Raw genomic sequence first — 23,390 nt, 5'->3', positions numbered from 1 at the left:
CCCTGCGCTCCCGTGGGGAGGGCAGGGCGATCGTGTACAAGGATCGCCCCGTTATGAACCGTGTCTTTTCTCCCACTCCCCTGGCCCTCGGCCTGCTCACCAGTGTCCTGACCCTCGCTGGTTGTGAGCCACAGGCGCCGACTGCCCAGGCCCAGCCCGCGGCAGTCGAGACTGCGCCGCTGGCGCCACAGGCCTGGCAGCCGGCCAGCGAGATTGCCGTCGAAGATCTGCAACTGCTGACCGATAACTCGTTCTGGCCGGGCGCACGCTACCTGCTCAGCAGCGAGACGCAGGGCCTCTACCTGCTGGACGAGCAGGGCGCCAAGCTGGCGCATCTGCCCGGTCGCTTCGGCGCCCTGGATCAGCGCAGCGATGCCGAGGGCCTGCTGCTGGCCAGCGTCGATATCGACCGCCAGCAGCCCATGCTGGTGGCGCTGCACGGTGCCGAGCGACGCTGGGGTGAGCCGGTGTATCTGCCGCGCGCCAGCTTCAAGGTGGACGGCCTGTGCCTGTCGCGCGACGCGGCCGACAATCAGTTCCTGTTTCTGGTCGGCGAAGAGGGCATTGGCGAGCAGTGGCTGGTGGCCCAGGCCCTGCAGCCGCTGGCCGAGCCACGCCTGGTACGGCGCCTGAGCCTGCCGCCGGCCAGTGAGCACTGCCGCGTGGATGACGCTGCCGAGCTGCTCTACGTCAACGAGGAGAATGTTGGCCTGTGGGCCTACGCCGCCCATGCCGAGGCCGACCTGATCCGCCAGCCGGTGGGCCTGCGCCAACCATTCGGCGATATTGCCGAGGCTGTGGCCGGTATGACGGTGGTGCCGGGCGGCGTGCTCGCCCTCGATCCCGAGGCCGCTGTGCTGCACCGCTACAGCCGCCAGGGTAAAGGCTGGCGCGCCGAGACGCCGCTGTCGCTGGCAGGGCTGGACGAGCCGGAGCGCCTCAGCGCGCGGATGATCGAGGGTGGTCTGGAGCTGCTGATCGGCGATGAGCAAGGCCTGTATCGCGCCCAGCTCGACTGGCTGCCCGAGCCGCCGACGGCAATCAAGCCGCTGCCGGTGCTGACATCGCTGATACAGACCGACGAGGTGCCGAGCCTGGGCGACGCCGCCGACGACCCGGCGATCTGGCTGCATCCGCAGGAGCCGAGCCGCAGTCGCGTGCTGGGCACCGACAAGCAGGGCGGTCTGCTGGTCTACGACCTGCAGGGCAAGCAACTGCAGGACCTGCGCGTCGGCCGCGTCAACAACGTCGACCTGCGCCCGGGCTTTCGCCTCGGCAGTGCCACGGTGGACCTGGCCGTGGCCAGCAACCGCGACCACAACAGCCTGCACTTCTTCGCCATCGACCGCGCCAGCGGCGAGCTCAGCGACCTCGGTCAGGCGCCGACCGAGCTGACCGATATCTACGGCCTGTGCCTGTTCCAGGAACCCGATGGCGCCATCCACGCCATTGCCAACGACAAGGACGGCACCTTCGTGCAGTACCGCCTGGACGGCAGTAGCGGCCGTGTGCAGGCCACGCTGGCGCGCCAGTTCAAGGTCGCCAGCCAGCCGGAAGGCTGCGTCGCCGATGACCATAACCAGCGCCTGTTTGTCGGCGAGGAGGACGTCGCGGTGTGGGTGCTGGACGCCCGCGCCGAGGCACCGGCCGAGCTGCAGCAGGTGATCGGCGTCGGCGAGGTGGTGCACGACGATATCGAGGGCCTGGCCTTCTACCAGGGCGCGCAGCGCGACTACCTGGTGATCTCCAGCCAGGGCAACGACAGCTACGTGGTGCTCGACGGCCAGGCGCCCTACGCCGTGCGCGGTGCCTTCCGCATCGGCCTGGATGCCGCGCTCGGCATCGACGGCGTGTCGGAGACCGACGGCCTGGAAGTGACCTCGGCCAACCTCGGCGGCCCCTGGAGTCAGGGGATGCTGGTGGTGCAGGACGGCCGCAAGCGCATGCCCGAAGGCCGGCAGAACTACAAGTACCTGCCCTGGAGCGCAGTGGCCGAGGCCCTGGGCCTGGAATAGCGACGCATTAGGGGCGGTAGTCGAGGGGCGAAAAGCGCGCGGCTAAAGCCCCTCCCACGGCAGCGGGGCAATTTCGCCGGTAACCGCAATAGAGATGGCGCACGCCACCCATGGCGGGCGCAGCAAACAAGGAGTCGAAGATGCACAGTTCTCTCGAACAGATGACCGTCTGGAGTCTGGTCAGCGAGGCCAGCCTGCTGGTGCAGGCGGTGATGCTCAGCCTGGTGCTGGCGTCGCTGGCCAGCTGGTACCTGATCGTTCAGCGCAGCGCCGTGCTGCGCCGCAGCGAGCGTGAGGCGCGGGACTTTCTGCAGCGCTTTCGCAGCACCGCCGACCTGGCCCAGTTGCAGCGCGAGTGCGGCGCCGAGGCGGATCAGGATGCCGGCCTGCAGCAGCTGTTTCAGGCCGGTTACCGCGAGTACCAACACCTGCAGCGCGAGCCGGGCATCGCCAGCGACGCGGTGGTCGAGAGCGTCGAGCGCAGCCTGCTGGTGGCCATCGCCGAACAGGAAGAGCGTCTGGAAAAGGGCCTGCCGCTGCTCGCCACCGTCGGTTCGGTGAGCCCCTACGTCGGCCTGTTCGGCACGGTCTGGGGCATCATGAATTCCTTTATCGGCCTGTCCCAGGTGCAGCAGGCGACGCTCTCCACCGTCGCCCCGGGCATTGCCGAGGCGTTGATCGCCACCGCCATCGGCCTGTTCGCGGCGATTCCTGCGGTGATCGCCTACAACCGCTTCTCCGCCCGCGTGGCCAGCCTCGGCGCGCGTTACTACGGCTTCGGCAACGAGTTGCAGGGGCGTCTGCAGCGCACGCTGCACGCCGGCAGCGGCCGCATCGCCGCAGCGGCCTGAGGGGAACGCCATGCGCAGGCCACAGAGCAAGCACGGCCCCAAGGCCGAGATGAACGTGGTGCCCTACATCGACGTGATGCTGGTGCTGCTGGTGATCTTCATGGTCACCGCGCCCATGCTCACCCAGGGGGTACAGATCGAGTTGCCGAAGGTCGCCGCCGAGGCGCTGCCCAGTGATAACCAGCAGCGCATCCTCACCCTGTCGGTGCAGGCCGACGGCAGCTACTACTGGAACCTCGGCAGCGAACTGGACACCGAGCTGGGTGACGCCAGCGAGCAGGCGGTGGACCTGGCGGTGATGAGCGCGCGGGTGGCGCAACTGGTGGCCGAGCGTGGCGACACCCAGGTGTATATCCGCGCCGACCAGGCTGCCGACTACGCCAGCGTGGTGGCTGGCATCGCCGCCTTGCAGCGGGGCGGGGTGAGCAGCCTGGGGCTGGTCACCGAGGCCCCGCAATGAGCAGCCTGGCCATGCCCGCCGTGCAGGACTCTCGACCGCTGGCCTTGCCTTCGTTGCACTGGCGCAGGCGCTGCACTGCCCTGGGCGCGACCCTCGCCCTGCACCTGGGGCTGGGCGCGTTGCTGCTGACGCATTGGCAGGTTGGCGAGCCACCGGCGCCGCTGGTCAGCACGGTGCAGTTGCAACTGCTGACGCTGGCTCCACCGGTTGTGCCAGAACCGCCCGCGGCGATCCCCGAACTGCCGCAGCCGGTAGAGCCGGCGCAGCCCGATCCGGCCATCGAACGGCAACGCCTGGAGCAGGCCGCCCTGGCGCGCAAGCGCGCCGAGCAACAGCGCCTTGAACAGGAGCAGCAACGCCAGCGTGAGACGCAGCGGCGCGAGCAGGAGCGCCAGCGCCGCGAGGCCGAGGTGCGCGAGCAACTGGAGCAGCAGCGCCTGGCCGAGCAGCGTGAACAGGCCGAGCGTCAGCAGGCGGCTGCCGCAGCTGCCGAACGTGCGCGCCAGGCCGAAGCGGCCGCCGCCAGCCGCGAGTTCCTGCCCATCGCCAAGCAGGCACCGACCTATCCGCAACGCGCCCTGGACAAGGGCCTCGAAGGCCAGTGCACGGTGCGCTACCGGGTCAACGAGCAGGGCCGGGTGGAGAACCCCGAGGCCGAGCCCGACTGTCATCCACTGTTCGTCCGCCCCTCGCTGAACGCGGCGAAGAGCTTTCGCTACCAGCCAAGGGTGATCGACGGCCGCGCCGTGGCGGTGGAGAGCGTGAGGAACACCTTTACCTACCGCATCGAATGACCACGCAGCGCAGCGGAATCTGGCCCATACGCAGCCGGCCGCCGCGCACAGCATCAGTCCCCTCGCCCCTCTGGGGAGAGGGTTAGGGAGAGGGGGCGTTTAACCGCGTAGCCCCGGCCCGGATGCCATCCGGGAAAACCAGCCAGTTCAGAGAAGCCCGATGAAGCACGATCCGCAGGACTTTCACCAACGTCTCGAAGCCCACGACGACCAGTCGATCAACCCCAGCAGCAATCCGCCACTGACCACATTGATCGACCCGAGCCGGCGCAACCTGCTCAAGGGCGGCCTCGGCCTGGCCGCCCTGGGCTTCTTCGGTGGCGGCCTGGCCGCCTGCAGCAAGGCGTCGGCCAGCCCGCTGCTGAATTTCACCAGCGTGCCGCTGCAGTTCGACGCGCAGTTCGACCAGGTACTGGTGCCGCCGGGCTACCGCGCCGTGCCGTTCTTCTCCTGGGGCGATGCGGTGGAGCCCGGCGCGCCGGCCTGGAGCCCGGACGCCAGCGATGACTGGCAGGCCCAGCTCAAGCAGGCGGGCGACAACCATGACGGCATGAACTTCTTCGCCTTCGAGGGCGAAGAGGATCGCGGCCTGCTGGTGATGAACCACGAATACGTCAACCCGCCGCTGCATCCGTCCGGGGTGATCGACCAGTCGCGACCACGGCCGCTGGACGAGGTGCGCAAGGAGCAGGCCGCCCATGGCGTCTCGGTTATCGAGGTGAAGAAAGGTTCGGACGGGCAATGGCACAGAGTGATGGATTCGCCGTACAACCGGCGCATTAGCATGTTCACGCCGATGCGCCTGGCCGGACCGCTGGCCGGGCTGGAGATGATGAAGACCGCCAGCGACCCCGAAGGCCTGACGGTGCTCGGCACCCTGAACAACTGCGCCACTGGCGTCACGCCCTGGGGCACCTTCCTCACCTGCGAGGAGAACTGGCACAACTACTTCATCAACCGCGACCAACAGGATTACCAGCGTCGTGTGTCGCACAAGCGCTACGGCCTGGCCACCGAGGGCACCAGCAAGAACTACGCCTGGGAAACCGCCGACGCGCGCTTCGACGCCACCCCCTATGCCGACCAGCCCCACGGCGGCCACGTCAACGAGCCGCACCGTTTCGGCTGGGTGGTGGAGATCGACCCCTTCGACCCCGGCGCGCAGCCGATCAAGCGCACCGCCTTTGGCCGCTTCAGCCGCGAATGTGCGGCGCTGGCGCTCGGCGAGGACGGGCGCATGGCCTTCTATTCGGGCGACGACGCACGCGGCGAGTACGTCTACAAGTTCGTCCCGAGCGGGCGTTTCGACGCCGCCAATCCACGCGCCAACCGTGATCTGCTGGACGACGGCACGCTGTACGCGGCGCGGTTCGATGCCGACGGCAGCGGCCAGTGGCTGGCCCTGGTGCACGGGCAGAACGGCCTGAGCGCCGAGCACGGCTTCGCCAGCCAGGCCGAGGTGCTGCTCAACGCCCGCGCCGCCGCCGACCGCGCCGGCGCCACACCGATGGATCGCCCCGAGTGGGCCACGGTGCACCCCGGCACCCGCGAGGTCTATGTCGCCCTGACCAACAACGACGGCCGTGGCGACAAGCAGCCCACAGACGCCGCCAACCCGCGTCCGCACAACCTGCACGGGCAGATCCTGCGCTTCAACGAGCAGGGCGCCGACCCGACCGCCACCGTCTTCACCTGGGAACTGTTTCTCCTCGCCGGCGAGGCCAGGGGGGCGCGGACTGCTGGCGGCGAGCCGGTGCCGGCCAACCTCACCGGCACCATCGACGGTGACATCTTCTCCTCGCCGGACGGTCTGGCCTTCGACGCCGCCGGCCGGCTGTGGATCCAGACCGACTATGACGACGAGGAGGCGCCGATGCAGGGCATGGGCTGCAACATGATGCTCTGCGCCGACCCCGCCACCCGCGAGGTGCGCCGCTTCATGGTCGGCCCACGCGGCTGCGAGATCACCGGCCTGGCCTGGAGCACGGATGGCAAGGCGATGTGGGCCAATATCCAGCACCCGATCATCAGCTACCCGGCCAGCGATGGCCGCAGCCGCCCGCGCTCGACCACCGTGCTGGTGACCCGCATCGACGGCGGGGTGATCGGCAGCTGATCTCTGCGACGCACTCTCTCCGTAGGGTGCGCCGCGCGCACCAATGCCTGTGCCCGTCTTGGCTGGTGCGCACAGCGCACCCTACGCAAATGTCTAGGCGTCAGGGCTCCGCCGTGCGCACCAATGCTCCATGCGCCATACCCGGTGCGCGCAGCGCACCCTACGAGGTCAGGCCGCGCGGCGCTCGGCGTGCAGCCGCTCGAACCAGTCCAGCGTCTCGTCCCACAGGCGCTGGGCGGCGGGGCGGAAGTAGCCCATATGGCCGATATTGCCCAGGCCCTCGGCGTGCGAATCGAGCGTGCGGGCCTGGTAGGGCGCGTTGACATAGGCGGCCATGAAGGCGTCGCGCGAGGCGGGCGGTGCCCACAGATCGTCCAGGGTATTGAGCGCCACCATCGGTGTGTTCACCTGGGCGAAGCGCTCGGCCAGCCCCGGCATCTGCGGATCGTCGAAGAAATAGCGCGGAAAGCGGCACCAGCGCTTCCACTGGCGGTATACGCCCAGGGGCAGGTCCTCGCCCATGCCCAGCTTGCTCCAGGCCAGATAGCCCTTGTAGCGCGTCATCAGCGGACCGATCAGCCGCCACATGGCCAGCACCCGCACCTGCTCGGCCCTGGGCATCCAGCCATGCCAGCCAGCGCCGGTGCCGAAGGTGTAGAAGCCGGCGACCTGATCATGGTTGGGCAGCAGCCCGAAGGCGTGGCCGCCGAACGAATGGCCGATCATGAACAGCGGACGCTCGGCATGGCGGTGCTGGTCCACTGCTGCGGCCAGGTCGAGGTGCGCCCAGTCCAGGTAGTCCATCTCGAAGCCGCGCAGGTTGTCTGGTTTGGATTGGCCGATGCCACGGTAGTCCAGGGTCATGGTGTTGAAACCGCGGCTGGCGGCATGTTCGGCGAAGCGCCGATAGAAGCCTTGCGGCACCCCGGTGGCGCCGGCAATCAGCAGCTGCGCTTTAGGTCGCTCGGCGTGATAGCGCGTGGCGGCCAGCTGGTAGTCGTCGAGGGCGAGCAGGGGCAGGGTTTCGCGGCGAATGGGGGCGTTCATGCTGACGTGGACTCCGTGCGGTGCTGGCGGGTCAGGTGGAGCAGGGTGGTGACGGCCTGTTTCAGCGGCTCGCTGCTGCCGGCGACGCGCGCCTGCAGCAGGCCGCCTTCGTAGAGCGCGACGAACAGGGCAGCCAGCCCCTCGGGCTGTGGATAAGCATGGCGTTGCAACTGCTGCTGCAGCGCCTGGCGAATGGCGACGAAGGCATTGGCCAGGGCCGCACGAATTTCCTGGTCTTCCGGGCCGCTTTCCAGGGCGACGGTGGCCAGCGGGCAACCGCGTTCGAAGGCGCTTTCCTGCAACTGGCCGAGCGCGCCCTGCAGCCAGGTGCTCAGCGCATCGAGCGGATCGGACTGACGCTCGAAGAGCGCGGCGAAAGCCTGCTCGGCACGCTGGCCGACACGTTCGATGGCGGCCACCGCCAACTCGGTCTTGCCGTTCGGGAAGTGGTGATAAAGGCTGCCCTTGGGCGCACCGGCCCCGGCTAGCAGTTCGCTCAGGCCGACGCCATGCAGGCCTTTGCGCTGCAGGGCATCGATCATGGCGTCGATCAGTTTGTCGCGAGTGGTCTTGGTCATGGCCTGGATTATGTAGACCGGTCGGTCTAGTTGCCAGTGTCATTCAAGCCGCAGATGAGGGCATATCGGCAGGCAGGATGCACTTCGTGCCACGGCAGGTTGTCGCCGGGCCGCCATCGGTATTGCCTGACCTTCGCTCGACGACTTTTCGTACAGAACCTAGTTGGGGTTGCGCTGGCAATGCTGCAGAAGCTCAGCAAGCCCTTGCTCGTAGAGCGGCGCTTCCATTTCTCGGCTCTGCCTGGGAAGCACATAGGCAAGGCCCATGAGCCGTTGCGAGGTGCTGGCCAAGCGATAGAAGCTGGCGGTTTGGGTTACGCAGGCGATGGTGTTCCAGCTGATCTCTACCTGTTGCCCGCTCGGTGACGTCATTCGCAGCGCCTGAGGGGTTATCTGCCAGACATGAACGCCGATTAGCTGGTCGCGGCTGCTTTGCAGTTGCTTGTGCAGGCTGATGCCCAGCGCGTCGCTGCTGCGCTGGCGGATGTGGGCATTGCGCGCTTGTCCGAGAGCGGCAAGGCGAGGGGTGTAGCGTCGCCCGAGCACGAACAGCAGCGGCATCGCCAACAGCAGGGCAATGATGCTTTCCGCGCTGTAGCGGCCATACAGCATCCAGGGCGACAGCGCCGCGCAAGCCAGGGCCAGGCTGAGGATCAGCGCGGGCGTATGGCGCTGCTGCCAATCGAAGTGTTGGTCATTGTTCTTGACGCGCGCATCGACGGTTTCGTCGGCCAGCGTCTGAAGGTCTGCGGCGGTGAGGCTGAAGCGGATTTCCATATCGTGTCGTTCGGGTCGGTGAGATGAGCTCGCCTGACGGGCTTTCGGCATTGGCTGTGCTTGAGCGCCCAGGCATCGATGCCGCTCGGGGCCTCTGTTGTTCCCAGGCCCCGAGCAGTCACCATTGTTGGCTCAGCCTGCGTTTTTGGCCACCCACGCCGCGTAGGCGTCGATGAATTTCTGCAGGAAGGGTTTGATGCCGTCGCTCAGCTTGCCGTTGTCGTCGAAGAAACTGCCGGCGCCGCCGAGGTAGGCTTCCGGCTGCTGCATCATATGCACGTCGAGAAACACCATGCACTGGCGCAGGTGGTGGTTGGCACCGAAGCCGCCAGCAGCGCCCGGTGAGGCGCTGAGCACGGCGCCGGGCTTGCCGCTGAAGGCACTCTGTCCATAGGGGCGCGAGCCCACGTCGATGGCATTTTTCATCGGCGCCGGCATCGAGCGGTTGTACTCCGGGGTGACGAACAGCAGCGCATCGGCGCTCTTGAGCTTGGCGCGAAAGGTGCTGTAGGCGGGCGGCACTGGCTCGACATCGATGTCTTCGTTGTACAGCGGCAGCTCGCCGATTTCGACGATCTCCAGCTTCAGCGTAGGCGCGGCCAGTTCGGCCAGGGCCAGTGCCAGCTTGCGGTTGATCGAGGCCTTGCGCAGGCTGCCGACCAGCACGGCGACGGTGTAGGTATTGCTCATGGTAACTCCTTGCGGTGGGGGCGAGAGACTGAGCAACTATAGACCGTGGTTTGTGTCGGACGGTCGTTTCGTGGATTCGCCTGGGCCACTCGCTTGCTAGCGAATTGGTCGTGCAAGAACGATCAAGCGCGCTGCAATTCTGTGCTGGATACTGCGGGCGTGTCTTTTGAGGAGCGGTAATGGATCCCGTTAGCAAAGCTCTTTGGCTGATCGAAACTGAACTCGACACCGCGCTTGATCTGGAGCGACTCGCCAGTGTCAGTGGACTGTCGCGCTTTACCCTGTCGCGGGTGTTTGCCGGCGCCACGGGGTGGTCGGTGATGCGCTACGTCAAGGCGCGCCGCTTGAGCCGCGCAGCCCATCGGCTGGCAAAAGGCGCGCCGGATATTCTCGATGTCGCTCTGGCGGTTGGTTACGGCTCCCATGAGGCATTTACGCGAGCGTTCCGCGAGCACTTCGGGACAACCCCCGAGGCACTGCGCGCGAACGGTGACCTGAGTGGAATAGAACTGCGGGAGGCCCTGCGCATGCACGCCACTACTAGTTATGCATTGTCGGAACCACGTTTCGTCGATGGCGAAGAGCTGCTGATCGTCGGGCTAGGTGAGCGTTTTACCACCGAGACAGCCCAAGGTATTGCGGGGCTATGGCAGCGTTTCGAACCCTATATCGGCCGCATTCCAAGGCAGCAGGGGGGCGAGACGTTCGGCGTGTGCTGCAATCCAGGAGAGGATGGTAGTTTTGAATATATTGCCGGGGTGTTGGTGAGCCATGCCTCCGAGGTGCCGGCTGGCCTGACCCTGCAACGCCTGGCAGCACGGCGTTATGCGGTATTTCTGCATCAGGGGCACATCTCCAGCATCCATGAAACGTTCAATGCCATCTTTCAGCGCTGGTTGCCCAGCGCAGGGGTGCAAGCTGCAGCAGCGCCGGAATTTGAGCGTTACAGCGCAGACTTTGACCCCATGGCGGGAACCGGCAAGGTTGAAATCTGGCTTCCGCTGCAAGACTAGCCTCGGCTCCGGTTCTGCTTGAGCAGGGCGAGGGCGCCGGTCAGCGGGGCGCGCTCACGCAGCAGGATACTGCCTACCGAGTAGGCCGAGCCCCAGCCACCTGAGGGGCCGCGATAGGGTTTGAATCGGGGGTTCATGCTCCGTCTCCCTGGCTCGTCGTCTTGCAGTTACGACGGAGGGGGCGGGGGATGGTTCAGGTTGTTTGCCTGGCGACGGCAAAGCCAGCCCGGAGCGAGCCCGTGGCTGGCTGTGCGGCATTCAACCTCTGAGCAGGATCACTGTCAGCGTTGCAACGATCACGGCGGCCAGCAGCAGAGGGCCGTAACTGCCCGACTTGCGGGGAGCTGTCAGGTCGTCATGCGGGCGCATCGCCTGCTGTTCGACCTTTGCTGCGTCGGCCGCCAGTGCGGGTACCTGTGCCGGTGTTTGCTCGGCCTCCGGCACGGACGCCGCTGCCTGCTGTGCGGCGGGCTCTGAGATGAATTCGCTGTCGCGGTAGCTTACCAGCACCTGCAGTTGCTCGTCTGCATCGATGGCGAGCACCTCCAGTTTGCAGGCCACTTCCAGGTTGAGCATCAGCGAGCGGTCTGCCACGTCCTTGCTCGCTTGCACCCTCTGCCATTCGACGAGCATGTCTTCGTGTGCCAGCGCCTCCCATACCTGTTCCAGAGCCGGCAGGTCGAGATGGTCCGGCAGCATAATGCTCTGCGTGCCTGCCAGTTTCAGGCCACGCACCGCGTTGCCGAAGGCCGGCTGATAGGTCTCGGGGTTGAGCATGAACTGCGCGCTGTAGTGCAGCCCGCTGCCGATCACCAGGCGTACGCGCTGCCATTCCTGCTGGCGTGCGGATAGATCGGGTTGCCCGCTCTCGAGCGCGCGTTGCCGCAGCAGGCGAAGCATCATGGACAGGATGTCGTAAGCGATGCCGTATGCCGGCTGCGTGTCATCCAGCAACTGGTCGCCGAGCAGGATTTCACAGCGCTGTTGTGGCAGGCCGGCCAATTCTTCGAGCTTGAGCTGCTGCTGATAGGTGTCCAGTCGGCTTGGGTAGATCAGGGTCTGGCTATCGGCGAAGGGCGGAGTCAGGGTGATGGTCATGCCTGGCAGCAGGGCGCAGACGTGCTGGGCCGGTTGCGACAGGTCGGATTCCTGGGCCTGCTGCAAGGCGTTGGCCAGCGCGTCGACGGGTTTCAGGTGACGATGCAGCGCTTCGATTCCGGCACGGGCGGCGCCCTTTGCGAGCAACAGCAGATTGCCGATGGATATCCCGGGGATCACCTCCACCTCGGGCGACGGTTGATCCTCCTCGGTGAGCGCCTCGGCGAAATTGAAACAGCCGCCCGAATACAGCTGCACGTGAGCGCGCAAACCATAGAGCGCCGACTCGACATCGCTTGCCTGCTTGAGGCGCTCAGGCTGCTGGTCGACCAGCGCCTGGCGCACCAGAAAGCCTGCGAGGTTGAGAAGATTCTCGTCGTGTTCGGGCTGGCCATCGATTTCCAGAGACAGATCGGCCCAGGCCTGGAAAGGGAGGTCACCATCGAAGGGGCTGGAGCAGAAAACCAGCGGAGCGGGGACGGGCATGCTCATTGCTAACGATCCTTGTTCATGAGAGAGGCGCACCATGCCAGCCTCGAACTGCGCACGCAACCGTCACGCTCGGGCGGCGTGAGCCTGAGCAAAAAAAACGGGCCCGTTCAGGCCCGTGAGTTCACGCTCAAAGAGTGTCCAGGCTTTGCGCCAGGCCGATGGACTCGGGCCTGAACAGCCGTGCATCCATCAGCTTCGGCTCGCGCACGATGGGGGCGAAATCCATGCGTTCGAGGATGTCGCGCTGGATATCCACCCCCGGCGCCACCTCGATCAGCTCCAGCCCTTCTTTGGTCAGGCGCAGCACGCAGCGTTCGGTGACATAGAGCACCGGCTGGCCACGCTCGGCGGCCAGGCGTCCGGCGAAGGTGCGGTGTTCCACCTCGCCGACGAACTTGCGCAGCTCGCCGTCCTGCACGATGCGCAGCTGGCCGTCTTCGATGCGGATGTCCTGCTTGCCGGCGCTGAAGGTGCCGACGAACACCACCTGCTTGGCGTTCTGGCTGATGTTGATGAAACCGCCAGCCCCCGCCAGCCGACTGCCGAACTTGGACACGTTGAGGTTGCCCGCCGCATCGGCCTGGGCCAGGCCGAGGAAGGCGATATCCAGGCCGCCGCCATCGTAGAAGTCGAACTGGTAGGGCTGATCGAGCAGGGCGCTGTGGTTGCTCGCCGCGCCGAAGTCCAGGCCGGATGCCGGCACGCCGCCGATCACCCCGGGCTCGGCGGTCAGGGTCAGGCGCTCGATCACGCCTTCTTCTGCAGCTACTGCGGCGACGCCTTCGGGCATGCCGATGCCGAGGTTGACCACCGCGCCGCCCTTGAGCTCCAGCGCGGCGCGGCGGGCGATCAGCTTGCGCACATCCAACGTCATTGGCGCCAGGCTGTCGACCGGTACACGGGTTTCGGCGGCGAAGGCCGGGTTGTAGGCGGTGGCGAAGGTCTGCTGGTGATTGGCCGGCTCGGCCTGCACCACGCAATCCACGAGGATGCCGGGGATCTTCACCTCGCGGGCGTTCAGCGAGCCGCGCTCGACGATGCGCTCGACCTGAGCGATCACCAGGCCGCCAGAATTACGCGCGGCCATGGCGATGGCCAGGCTCTCGATGGTCAGCGCCTCGCGCTCGAAGCTGAGATTGCCATCGGCGTCGCTGCTGGTGGCGCGGACGATGCCGACGTTGATCGGGAAGGTCGGGTAGAACAGGTAATCCTCGCCGTCGATGGGCATCAGCCGCACCAGCTCGACGGTGGTGCGCGCATTGAGCTTGCCGCCGCCGTGGCGCGGGTCGACGTAGGTGCCCAGGCCGACACGCGACAACTGCCCCGGCTTGCCGGCGGCGATATCGCGAAACAGCTGGGAAATCACCCCCTGTGGCAGGTTGTAGGCCTCGATGCGGTTATCCACCGCCAGCTTCTGCAGCCCCGGCACCAAGCCCCAGTGACCGCCGATCACCCGGCGCACCAGGCCTTCGTGGGCCAGATGATTGAGGCCGCGGCCCTTGCCGTCGCCTTGCCCGGCGGCATACACCAGGGTCAGATCGCGCGGCGCCTGTTCAGCGAGAAAACGCTGCTCCAGGGCGATGGCGATCTGCTCGGCGAAACCGATACCGACGAAGCCGCCAGTGGCCAGGTTGGCGTTGTCCGGAATGCGCGCCACGGCTTCAGCGGCGGTCATGATCTTGCTCATTAACGGGTACTCGTGACGAAGGGGTCATGTAGGAGCCGGCTTGCCGGCGATCCATGCGGTTCAAAAGCATCGCCAGCAAGCTGGCTCCTACACCTTTTGCTGAGCGACAGTGCAGCGTCTGGAGGGCTCCTAGAGGCTTATGGCTTAGAAACTGCCAAACATCGTGCCCAGGGTAATCACCACGGCCAGGGCCACCATGGGGAAGGCCACGGTGTTGACGAAGATGAACTTGTACGACTCGCGGTGGGTGAGCTTGCAGATCGCCAGCAGCGAGATCACCGCGCCGTTGTGCGGCAGGGTGTCCATGCAGCCCGAGGCCATGGCGGCGACGCGGTGCAGCAGCTCGGGGCTGATGCCGGCAGCGGTGGCCATGGTCAGGTACTGCTCGCCGAGGGTCTTCAGTGCGATGGACATGCCGCCGGAGGCCGAACCGGTGATGCCGGCGAGAATGTTCACCGCCACCGCCTCGGAGATCAGCGGGTTGCTGGAGACGCCCAGCACCAGGTCGCGAATGATCACGAAGCCGGCCAGCGAGGCGATCACCGTGCCGTAACCCACTTCGGCGGCGGTGTTGAGGATCGGCAGCATGGAGCCGAAGGCGCCGTCGTTGACGCTCTTCTTCAGGTCCATCCAGCGCTTCCAGTGCATGGCGATCAGCAGCACGATGGCGACGCTGAGAGCGACGATGATCGACCAGATGCCGATCAGCGATTTGGCGTCCTGCAGGCCGCCGTATTCCGGCTTGGCCAGGTAGCTGGTGTCGACCGCCGGCAGAATCTGCTTGGCCATCAGGAAGTTCAGCGCGATCACCACGAAGATCGGCAGCAGCGCCAGCCAGAAGCCGGGAATGCTGCCCTTGTCTTCTGCGACCGGGTCATCGCGGTGTTCGCCGTAGCCTTCGCCGGCAGCCATCAGCTTGCGCGACTGCGCGGTGAGCCACCAGGTGCCGAGACCGAACATGATCAGCCCGGCGATCACCCCCAGGCCCGGTGCTGCAAAGGCGTCGGTGCCGAAGAAGGGGTTGGGAATGGCGTTCTGGATCGCCGGCGTGCCGGGCAGCGCGGTCATGGTGAAGGTGAACGAGCCGAGGGCGATGGCGCCGGGGATCAGGCGCTTGGGAATGCCCGCTTCGCGAAACAGTGCGGCGCCGATCGGGTACACGGCGAAGGCCACCACGAACAGCGACACACCGCCGTAGGTGAGGATGCCGCAGGCCAGCACGATGGCCAGGATCGCGCGCTCACTGCCCACTTTGGCGACGATGCCGTGGGCGATGGCGCGCGCTGATCCCGAGTCGTCCATCAACTTGCCGAACAGGGCGCCAAGCAGGAACAGCGGGAAGAACTGGATCACGTAGCCGCCCATAGCCTTCATGAACACCTGGGTGTAGGTGGGCAGCAGCAGGCCGACGTCGCCGGCGAACAGCAACGCCAGCAGGGCCAGTAGCGGAGCGAGGATCAACACGTTGATGCCGCGATAGGCGAGGTACATCAACAAGGCGAGGGAGATCAGAATACCGAGGGTACCCATGGGTGGTTCCTTTTGTTGTTGTTCTAGCGGCTCGAGGCCGTTTATCGAGAAGGCGCGGATACGGCGGTGCACCTTTGCCGGATATAGAGCCAGAGTCGTGCCAGGGTGGGGTGAGACTTTCGTCGATGGGGCCGGAAGGCTTGTGGGCAGGGGATTTCAGGCTTTCGTGCCGAATACGGGAACGCAGGAGAGAGATGGGTGGATGTCCATTATTCTGGATTTATTCCAGATTTATGGATTTCTCGAATAGGGCGATTCCAGAAATCTGGATTCGTAGCCCGGATGCAATCCGGGGCTGTGGGAGGGGCTGATCCCCGGATTTCATCCGGGCTACGAAATCTGGAGGCAAAGGTTTTTTGTAGGAGCGAGCTTGCTCGCGATCAGATCGGGAGGCGAACACTGAGGGATCGCCGGCAAGCCGGCTCCTACAAGGTGAGGAGCTCAGCCGCGGCGCCCCAGCCCATGCTGCGCCAGCTTGGCGTAGAAACCGGCGCGGGAAATGCCCAGGCGTTCGGCGGCCAATTGGCGATTGCCATCGGTTGCAGCCAGTGCCGCCAGCAACGCCTGGCGCTCGGCCTGTGCCAGCTGTTCGGCCAGGGTTTGCGTCGTGCTGATTGCCGCTGGCACAACGGGCGCCTGCTCGCTCGGCGTCACCGGATCGACCAGCAGACTGCGCAATGTCTCAGCATCCAGGCGCCCATCGATGGCGAGCTGTGCCCGCTCCAGCAGGTTGCGCAGCTCACGCACGTTGCCGCGCCACGGCTGGGCGCAGAGCAGGGCGAGGGCATCGTCGCTCAGCTCCATGGGCGCCAGGCCGGAGCGGTTGGCCAGGTCATCGAGCAGATGTTCGATCAGCGCGGGAATGTCGCCGACGCGTTCGCGCAGCGGCGGCACGCGCAGGGCCAGCACGTTGAGGCGGTAGTAGAGGTCGTCGCGAAACTGCCCGGCCGCCACCTTGGCTTCCAGATCGATATGGGTGGCGGCGATCACCCGCACGTTGAGCGGCTTGACCTGATTGGAGCCGAGCGGCTCCACCTCCTGCTCCTGCAATACACGCAGCAGCTTGGCCTGCAGGGGCAGCGGCAGGTCGCCGATCTCGTCGAGAAACAGCGTGCCGCCGTTGGCCACTTCGAACTTGCCGATGCGGGCCTTGCGGTCGGCGCCGGTAAAGGCGCCCGGCGCGGTGCCGAACAGCTCGGCCTCGACCAGGGTTTCCGGAATGGCGGCGACGTTGACCGCGACGAAGGGGCCGTTGGCCCGTGGCGACAGGTTGTGGATGCCCTGGGCCAGCAGTTCCTTGCCGGTGCCGGTTTCACCTCGCAGCAGCACCGTGGCATCGAGCTGCGCGGCGCGGCGGGCCTGGCGCTTGACCTCGCTGGCAGCGCTGCTGGCGCCGATGAAGCCGGCAATGGTGTAGCGCGCACGGCGCGCCTTGGCCAGCTCGTGCTGGGTGGCGAGCAACTGGCTCTGCAGGTTGTTGTACTTGGCCATCAGCGGTTTGAGGTGGCGGGCGCGGTCGAACAGGACGAAGCCCAGGGCGCCGACCAGGGTGCCGTCCTCGTCGCGCAGCGGGATGCGGGTGACCACGAAGTGCTCGTCACCGAAGGCCATCAGATCGAGCATGCTCGGCTGGCCGCTTTCCACCACCTCGCGCAGGCGGCTGGCCGGCAGCACTTCCTCGATCTCCTTGCCCAGCGCCGTGCGCGCGTCGGCGATGCCCACCTTCTGCGCGTACTTGTCGTTGATCCAGACGATGCGCGCCTGGCGGTTGACCGCGATGGTGCCCTCGCACTGGGCATCAAGGTGATCGAACAGCAGCGGCATGGCCACCGCGCGAAAACGCTCGGGCGACACGCCGATGATCAGGCCGTGCTGGTCGAGGTCGTCGCGGGAGATGGCCATGGGTAACTGTCCAAAATCGGGTGCCGGCGATTATGGGTGGCGCTGCGCGCCTGGGGCAAGGCGCGCAGCGGGCGTCGCTCAATCGTCGGCTTGCAGCTGGTAATGGCGCTTCTTGCCCAGACTGATGCGCGCACCCAGGTGTTGCGGGGTGAGCGGCAGCTCGGCCTCGCGCAGCGTTGCGCCGTTCAGGCGCAGGCCACCACCGGCTGCCAGACGGCGCACCGCGCTGGCGGAGGGCTGCAGGCCCTGTTCCAGCAGCAGTTGCAGCAGGCTCAGGCTGCCATCCAGGCGCTCACGGGCGAGGTACAGCGCCGGTACTGCGGCAGCGGCGCTGCTGCCGGCGAACAGTTCGGCCGCTGTCGCCTCGGCAGCCTGGGCGGCGTGCTCACCGTGGGCCAGGGCGGTGGCGGCATTGGCCAGGGCAATTTTCGCCTGGTTCAGCTCGGCGCCTTCGAGCGCGCTCAAGCGCGCCACTTCGTCCAGCGGCAGTTCGCTGAACAGGGCGAGAAAACGACCGACATCGGCGTCGTCGCAGTTACGCCAGAACTGCCAGAAATCGTAGGGCGAGAGCTTGTCGCCGTTGAGCCACACCGCGCCCGCGGCCGACTTGCCCATCTTGCGCCCGTCGCGGGTGGTCAGCAGCGGCATGGTCAGGCCGAACAGTGGCGCGCAGCCTTGGCGCCGACCCAGCTCCACGCCGTTGATGATGTTCGCCCACTGGTCGGCGCCGCCCAGTTGCAGGGTGCAGCCGTGGCGGCGCGCCAGTTCGGTGAAGTCGTGGGCCTGCAGCAGGGTGTAGCCGAACTCCTGGAAACTCAGCGAATGCTCGCGGTCCAGGCGGTTGCGCACGGCGTCGAAGGTCAGCAGGCGGTTGATGGAAAAGTGTCGGCCGACCTGATCGAGAAACTGCAGGTAGCCGATGCCATCCAGCCAGTCGGCGTTGTTCACCACCTGGCCATCGCTGGGGCCGTCGCCGAGGCGAATGTAGCGGGCGAAGCACGCGCTGATGCCGGCGATGTTGTGCTGAATCTGCGCCTCGCTCAGCACCGGCCGGCTGCTGTCGCGAAAGCTCGGGTCGCCAATGCGCGTGGTGGCGCCACCGATCAGCAGGAGCGGTCGATGCCCGGCGCGTTGCAGGTGGCGCATCAGCATCAGCGCCTGCAGGTGGCCGACGTGAAGGCTGTCGGCGGTAGCGTCGAAGCCGAGGTAGAAGGTCAGCGGGCCCTGTGCGAGCGCCTGGCGCAGGCCGTCGAGATCGGTGCACTGGTGGAGGAAGCCGCGCGCACTGAGGTGCTCGAGCAGGTCGGGGGAAGATATGGACATGAAGGTCTCCTGGGCTTGATGAATAGCCTGAGGAGACTGGAATGAGGGTGTGATCGACCGAGCCGCCTCAGGCGGATCGGGCATGCAACGAGGCAGCTACCACCTGGTGAAAGGAGGCAGGCGGTAATAGAACGCGGCGATGGGTTGGATATGACGTTGCATGGCGCCGCACTCTAGCGCCTGCGTCTGGCAAGTCAACCGGCGGTGATCAGCGGCCTTCGACTAATGGCATTCGCCGCGCGCTTCTGGAATAGTTGGGCGGCCGCGCGTAACCCGCCGGCACCTGCCGATCGCCCACAAGGCCTGCCCGGCAGCCGTGACACCTGCCGTGTCCCTTTCGCGTGCCGACCAGGCGCGCCAGGCGAGCCATCCGCCCGCCGCTGGATCCGCACCGCTTTGCCGGTGCCACAACGACAATGACCAAGATCCATACAAGGACGCCCCGATGAAACTCAAGCGACTCTTCTCCGCGCTCGCCGCTGGCGCTGCGCTGACCGCCCTGTGCGCCACCGCGCAGGCGCGTGAATACTCCGTTTCCACCGTGCTCTCGGATGCCTTCCCCTGGGGCCAGGCCGCGCAAAAGTGGGCCGATCTGGTCAACGAGCGCTCTGAGGGGCGTATCACCCTGCGGGTGTATCCCAACGCGCAGCTGGTCGCTGGCGATCAGACCAAGGAATTTTCCGCTATGCGCTCCGGCCTGATCGACATGGCCGTGGGCTCGACCATCAACTGGTCGCCGCAGGTGCCGGAACTCAACCTGTTCTCCCTGCCGTTTTTGATGAAGAACGATGCCGACCTCGACGCCATCACCCAGGGCGAAGCCGGCAAACTGGCCTTCGCCGCCATCGAACAGCGCGGCATCGTGCCGCTGGCCTGGGGCGAGAACGGCTTCCGCCAGTTGTCCAACTCGTCCAAGCCGGTGCGCAGCCCGGCCGACATGGCTGGCCTGAAGATTCGTGTGGTCGGCTCGCCGCTGTTCCAGGACACCTTCAACGCCCTCGGCGCCAACCCCACGCAGATGAGCTGGGCCGACGCCAAGCCGGCGCTGACCACCGGCGCGGTGGATGGCCAGGAAAACCCGCTGTCGGTATTCGACGTGGCGCGCGTCGACCAGGTGGGCCAGAAATACCTGACCCTGTGGGACTACATGGCCGACCCGCTGGTGTTCGCTGTCAACCAGCGCGTGTGGAAAGGCCTGCCCGAGGAAGATCGCGAACTGCTGCGCCAGGCCGCCATCGACGCTGGCAAGTGGGAGATCGAGCTGTCGCGCGGCGCTCAGGCTCAACGCCTGGTCGACGTACGTGAGCGTGGTGTGGAAGTGATCGAGCTGACCGACGCCGAACGCGCCGCCTTCGTCGAAGCCACTGCCAGCGTGCAGGAGAAATGGGCACCGCGCATCGGCGACGCGCTGATGGACGCCGCGCGCCAGGCCGTGGCCCAGCCCTGATTCGTTTTATCTGACCGGAAGCTCCCTTAGCCTGCTCTGCTCCCCTCTCCCGCTTGCGGGAGAGGGGGTGGGGGAGAGGGCAGGGGGCGCGCCACCGCATGAGCGCATTGCCCGGTCATTCGAGGTTCCTATGAGCAAGCAAGTCGACGCGCCGCTGGAGCGCGTGCTCGCCACCCTGGCTTTGGTGATCATCAGCCTGATCAGCCTGGCCAACGTCGTGGTGCGCTATTTCACCGATGCATCCTTCGCCTTCACCGAGGAAATCTCGGTGTTCCTGCTGGTCATTCTCACCTTCGCCGGCGCCTCGGTGGCCATGCGCAGCAACCGGCATATCCGTATCGGCCTGCTCGAGCGCCTGTTCCCGCGCCTGCGCACGCCGCTGATCCTGCTGCAGTGGCTGGCCGGCGTGCTGGTGCTGGGGCTGGTGTGCTGGTTCGGTGGCCAGTTCGCCTGGGAGGAATTCCAGTGGGATTCCGAGTCGCCCGGCCTCGGCCTGCCCAACTGGTGGTACGTGATCTGGCTGCCGATCCTGGCGCTGCTGGTGTTCGTGCGCCTGACCCAGATGACCCTCGATCGCCTGCGCGGGAGGATCAGCGATGAGCCCTGATCTGTGGCTGATCCTCAGTTTCATCGTGCTGCTGGCGCTCGGCGTGCCGGTGGCCTTCGCCCTCGGCCTGTCCGGGGCCATCGGCATCATCGCCGGGCTGTCGCCGGACATGCTCGCCACCCTCGGTACCAACACCTACAACGGTGTGGCCAAGTACCCGCTGATCGCCATTCCGCTGTTCATCCTCACCGGCCTGGTGTTCGAGAAAGCCGGCGTGGCGCTGCGGTTGGTGCGCTTCGCCCAGGCGCTGATCGGCCCACGTCACGGTGGCCTGGCCATGGTCGCGGTGCTGGTGTGCCTGATCATGGGCGGCATGAGCGGCTCCGGCCCGGCCGATGCTGCCGCCGTGGCCATGGTGATGCTGCCGAGCATGACCCGCGCGGGTTATCCCAAGCCGTTTTCGGTCACGCTGATCGCCGCCTCGGCCTCGACGGCGATCCTGATTCCGCCGTCGATCGCGCTGATTCTCTACTCCATCGTGGTGCCAGGCGTGGACCTGCGTGCGCTGTTCGCCGCCGGCCTGTTCCCCGGCATTCTCGCCGGCCTGGTATTGCTGCTGCCGGCCTGGCTGCTGTCGCGCCACTACGGCTGGGAGTCGCCGGAAGCTGGCGAGCGTCCGCCGCTGGGCGAGAGCTTCAAGCAGGCGCTGCCGGCGTTGTTCGCCCCGGTGCTGATTCTCGGCGGCCTGCGCAGCGGCCTGTTCACCCCTACCGAAGCCGCCGTGGTCGGTGTGACCTATGGCGTGCTGATCGGCCTGTTCGTCACCCGCGAGCTGGACTGGCGCAGCCTCTGGCGCCTGTGTGGCGAGGCGGGGGTGATCTCCGGCGTGGTCATGCTGATCATCGCCCTGGCCGGCATCTTCGCCTGGGCCGGCACCATGCTCGGCACCTTCCGCCACCTGGCCGAGTGGCTGATTTCCCTGTCCGACAACGGCTGGGTGCTGCTGGCGCTGGTGATGCTCGCCGTGCTGCTGGCGGGCATGCTGCTTGATGCCATCTCGATCTATCTGATCCTCATGCCAATCCTGATTCCGGTGATGCAGCACTTCGGTTGGAACCCGGTGTGGTTCGGCATCCTGCTGGCGATGAACATCGCCATCGGTCAGTTCACCCCGCCGGTGGCGATCAACCTGATGGTCACGGCGGAAGTGGCCAAGATACGCCTGGAGCAGACCGTCGGCTGGGCCCTGCTGTTCGTGCTGGTGATGTCCAGCGCCCTGCTACTGGTGGCGATCTTCCCGGAAATCGCCCTGTGGCTGCCGCGCGTGCTGGGTTACGCGGTGTAAAACAGGCAAGGCCGTCTATAGTTGCCTGATGGTGCGCAGCGGGGGGCTGCGCACCGCTGGGGGCGGCAGCGCTGGGCACCAAGATGAGTGACGGCAACTATAACGATCACAGGGATGTAGGCGCAGGGCACTGCGAAGGGCTGCGCGAGTCGGGCAAGCGCGCGCTGATGCGCACCATCCTGCTCGCCACCGGCCTGACCCTCGGCGGCTTTGCCGTGCTGCAGACCCTGGCCGGCAACTACCCCTTCGCCATCCTCGAAGTGCTGTGCACCGCCGTGCTGCTGTTCGGCGCCTGGCGCATCGAACGCGCCCGCCATCTGTACCTGTGGATCTATCTGTACCTGATCCCGACCTTCTGCTTCATCCTCTACATCATCGTCATGCCGGACGCCTCAGCGGCGGCGTTCGTCTGGCTGTACATGATCCCGCTGCTGGCTTACCTGCTGCTTGGCAAGCAGCGCGCCTTCATGCTGACCGCGCCCTTCATGTTCGCCGGGCTTTTGCTGTACTTCGCCGACAACCACCTGACCCTGGATACACACGGCCTGATCGACCTGGGTAACGCCGCCCTGTGCGGCGTGCTGATCCTGGTGTTCGTGCACATCTACGACGGCTTGCGCATGCAGGCTTACGAAGAGCTGCAGCGTCTGGCGCAGACCGACTCGCTGACCGGCGTGGCCAGTCGCGGCAGTTTCCAGCACGCCCTGCAACGCAGCATTCAGGAGGCCGAACGCAGCAATGGGCATCTGGTACTGGTGCTGCTCGACGTCGACCACTTCAAGCAGGTCAACGATCAGTGGGGGCACGAGGCGGGCGATATGGCGCTGCAGCACATCTGCCAGATACTTCAGCAGCGCCTGCGCGTGACCGATTTTCTCGGTCGCCTGGGCGGGGAGGAATTCGGCCTGCTGCTACGTCATACCGACAGCGCCGGCGCCGACCCGCTGGTGGAAAAACTGCGCCAGCAGATCGCCGAACAGCCGCTGGAATACGACGGCGAACAGATCGCGCTGTCCGCCACCTTCGGTCTGGCCGCCTGGCCCGTGGACGGGCACAGCGCCGCCGAACTCTACCGCGCCGCCGACCGCCGCCTGTACAGCGGCAAGCAGCGCGGACGCAATCAACTGGTCAGCACCGACATCCCGGCCGAGCTGCTGCTGGACAAGTTCGACGTGCGCTTCTGAGCGTCCGGCTTGTTCGCCGCTCAGCGTGCCGCGCTGGCTGGCGCTGCTGGTACGCAAGACGGCTGGCCGGCGCCGGCCAGGCTCTCGACGTTGCTCAGCACGTTATGGCCCTGATTGACCTTCTGTGCATTTTCCGCAACCTCCATGCGCTTTGCATACGTTGCGGAATTGCCATTGAAGCTCTGCTGAGTCTCCAGCACGGTATTGGCCATATCCAGCAGGCTGCGTCCGGTGGCGATGAGGTTGCTGGTCGCGCTCGGGGCGCACGGGTCGTTGGCCAGCTGAGTGTTATGCAGCCCCTGGGTTTGCGTGTTCTGCGCCAGGCATCCGCTAAGTGAGGCCAACGCCGCAGCGCTCATGAAAACTCCCAGTGTTCCTTTGATGTTCATCAGGCATTCCCTTTCATGACCGGGCCTCGACCCAGTGCCGAGGCGTTGCCCGGATTCTAGGAATGGGTGGGGCGACACGAAATAGTACGGGTGTACTAGTGTCGC

General features: G+C 66.2%; 21 protein-coding genes. 10 read left to right on the top strand and 11 right to left on the bottom strand.

Going from position 1 to position 23,390, the window contains the following annotated elements; genetic code table 11:
- The first annotated feature begins 53 nt into the window (after positions 1 to 53).
- From BLR77_RS16675 to BLR77_RS16655, 5 genes are all read left to right on the top strand, one after another.
- On the top strand, positions 54 to 2,015 hold the full coding sequence (locus BLR77_RS16675) for a phytase (protein ID WP_074679737.1): 1,962 nt from the start codon (positions 54 to 56) through the stop codon (positions 2,013 to 2,015).
- Between the two features lie 140 nt (positions 2,016 to 2,155).
- Positions 2,156 to 2,866 carry a protein TolQ gene (gene tolQ / locus BLR77_RS16670; protein ID WP_074679735.1) on the top strand — a complete coding sequence of 237 codons (711 nt, stop codon included), beginning with the start codon at positions 2,156 to 2,158 and terminating at the stop codon, positions 2,864 to 2,866.
- 10 nt (positions 2,867 to 2,876) lie between these two features.
- A complete protein-coding gene (gene tolR, locus BLR77_RS16665) occupies positions 2,877 to 3,326 on the top strand; it encodes a protein TolR (RefSeq protein ID WP_074679733.1) in 450 nt (149 codons plus the stop codon).
- Positions 3,323 to 4,120, top strand: coding sequence for an energy transducer TonB (locus tag BLR77_RS16660; protein ID WP_083366081.1), 798 nt, complete (start codon positions 3,323 to 3,325; stop codon positions 4,118 to 4,120). Before tolR ends, BLR77_RS16660 begins: the two co-directional genes overlap by 4 nt.
- 160 nt (positions 4,121 to 4,280) lie before the next feature.
- Positions 4,281 to 6,236, top strand: coding sequence for a PhoX family protein (locus tag BLR77_RS16655; RefSeq protein WP_074679732.1), 1,956 nt, complete (start codon positions 4,281 to 4,283; stop codon positions 6,234 to 6,236).
- Positions 6,237 to 6,404: 168 nt separating this feature from the next.
- On the opposite strand, the gene BLR77_RS16650 is transcribed toward BLR77_RS16655, so the two are convergent.
- The 4 genes from BLR77_RS16650 to BLR77_RS16635 form a co-directional block, all read right to left on the bottom strand.
- Complete coding sequence (locus BLR77_RS16650; RefSeq protein ID WP_074679730.1) at positions 6,405 to 7,283, bottom strand: alpha/beta hydrolase family protein; 879 nt, start codon at positions 7,281 to 7,283, stop codon at positions 6,405 to 6,407.
- A complete protein-coding gene (locus tag BLR77_RS16645; RefSeq protein WP_074679728.1) occupies positions 7,280 to 7,861 on the bottom strand; it encodes a TetR/AcrR family transcriptional regulator in 582 nt (193 codons plus the stop codon). Before BLR77_RS16645 ends, BLR77_RS16650 begins: the two co-directional genes overlap by 4 nt.
- A gap of 159 nt (positions 7,862 to 8,020) precedes the next feature.
- A complete protein-coding gene (locus BLR77_RS16640) occupies positions 8,021 to 8,638 on the bottom strand; it encodes a hypothetical protein (protein WP_074679726.1) in 618 nt (205 codons plus the stop codon).
- Between the two features lie 132 nt (positions 8,639 to 8,770).
- Positions 8,771 to 9,328: an NADPH-dependent FMN reductase gene (locus tag BLR77_RS16635; RefSeq protein ID WP_074679724.1), complete on the bottom strand. Its 558-nt coding sequence runs from the start codon at positions 9,326 to 9,328 to the stop codon at positions 8,771 to 8,773.
- A 179-nt stretch (positions 9,329 to 9,507) separates the two neighbouring features.
- Between BLR77_RS16635 and BLR77_RS16630 the strand changes: the two genes are divergently transcribed.
- Positions 9,508 to 10,341, top strand: a complete 834-nt coding sequence (locus tag BLR77_RS16630; protein WP_074679722.1) for an AraC family transcriptional regulator — start codon at positions 9,508 to 9,510, stop codon at positions 10,339 to 10,341.
- On the opposite strand, the gene BLR77_RS25485 is transcribed toward BLR77_RS16630, so the two are convergent.
- From BLR77_RS25485 to tyrS, 6 genes are all read right to left on the bottom strand, one after another.
- Positions 10,338 to 10,478 (bottom strand): hypothetical protein, encoded by a 141-nt coding sequence (locus BLR77_RS25485; RefSeq protein WP_156085550.1) that lies wholly within the window; start codon positions 10,476 to 10,478, stop codon positions 10,338 to 10,340. The genes BLR77_RS16630 and BLR77_RS25485 overlap by 4 nt on opposite strands.
- A 121-nt stretch (positions 10,479 to 10,599) precedes the next feature.
- The gene (locus BLR77_RS16625; RefSeq protein WP_074679720.1) at positions 10,600 to 11,931 is read right to left on the bottom strand and encodes a hypothetical protein; all 1,332 of its coding nucleotides are present in this window, start codon (positions 11,929 to 11,931) and stop codon (positions 10,600 to 10,602) included.
- Positions 11,932 to 12,058: 127 nt separating this feature from the next.
- On the bottom strand, positions 12,059 to 13,618 hold the full coding sequence (locus BLR77_RS16620; protein WP_074679718.1) for an acyl CoA:acetate/3-ketoacid CoA transferase: 1,560 nt from the start codon (positions 13,616 to 13,618) through the stop codon (positions 12,059 to 12,061).
- Positions 13,619 to 13,762: 144 nt separating this feature from the next.
- Positions 13,763 to 15,148 (bottom strand): GntP family permease, encoded by a 1,386-nt coding sequence (locus BLR77_RS16615; protein ID WP_074679716.1) that lies wholly within the window; start codon positions 15,146 to 15,148, stop codon positions 13,763 to 13,765.
- Positions 15,149 to 15,589: 441 nt separating this feature from the next.
- Complete coding sequence (locus BLR77_RS16610; RefSeq protein ID WP_074679714.1) at positions 15,590 to 17,050, bottom strand: sigma-54 interaction domain-containing protein; 1,461 nt, start codon at positions 17,048 to 17,050, stop codon at positions 15,590 to 15,592.
- Between the two features lie 78 nt (positions 17,051 to 17,128).
- Positions 17,129 to 18,373: a tyrosine--tRNA ligase gene (gene tyrS, locus BLR77_RS16605; RefSeq protein WP_074679712.1), complete on the bottom strand. Its 1,245-nt coding sequence runs from the start codon at positions 18,371 to 18,373 to the stop codon at positions 17,129 to 17,131.
- Between the two features lie 445 nt (positions 18,374 to 18,818).
- Here tyrS and BLR77_RS16600 point away from each other — a divergent pair, with 445 nt between their 5' ends.
- From BLR77_RS16600 to BLR77_RS16585, 4 genes are all read left to right on the top strand, one after another.
- On the top strand, positions 18,819 to 19,820 hold the full coding sequence (locus BLR77_RS16600; RefSeq protein ID WP_074679710.1) for a DctP family TRAP transporter solute-binding subunit: 1,002 nt from the start codon (positions 18,819 to 18,821) through the stop codon (positions 19,818 to 19,820).
- Positions 19,821 to 19,950: 130 nt separating this feature from the next.
- Complete coding sequence (locus BLR77_RS16595; RefSeq protein ID WP_074679708.1) at positions 19,951 to 20,427, top strand: TRAP transporter small permease; 477 nt, start codon at positions 19,951 to 19,953, stop codon at positions 20,425 to 20,427.
- A complete protein-coding gene (locus tag BLR77_RS16590; RefSeq protein ID WP_074679706.1) occupies positions 20,417 to 21,712 on the top strand; it encodes a TRAP transporter large permease in 1,296 nt (431 codons plus the stop codon). The genes BLR77_RS16595 and BLR77_RS16590 overlap by 11 nt, the downstream gene beginning before the upstream one ends.
- A gap of 83 nt (positions 21,713 to 21,795) precedes the next feature.
- Complete coding sequence (locus BLR77_RS16585; RefSeq protein ID WP_074679703.1) at positions 21,796 to 22,896, top strand: GGDEF domain-containing protein; 1,101 nt, start codon at positions 21,796 to 21,798, stop codon at positions 22,894 to 22,896.
- Positions 22,897 to 22,916: 20 nt separating this feature from the next.
- On the opposite strand, the gene BLR77_RS16580 is transcribed toward BLR77_RS16585, so the two are convergent.
- Positions 22,917 to 23,285, bottom strand: a complete 369-nt coding sequence (locus tag BLR77_RS16580; protein ID WP_074679701.1) for a hypothetical protein — start codon at positions 23,283 to 23,285, stop codon at positions 22,917 to 22,919.
- Positions 23,286 to 23,390: the final 105 nt, after the last annotated feature.

This window comes from Ectopseudomonas alcaliphila (assembly GCF_900101755.1).
GTDB classification, from domain to species: Bacteria; Pseudomonadota; Gammaproteobacteria; order Pseudomonadales; family Pseudomonadaceae; genus Aquipseudomonas; species Aquipseudomonas alcaliphila.
This window is presented reverse-complemented; position numbering and strand designations above follow the sequence as displayed.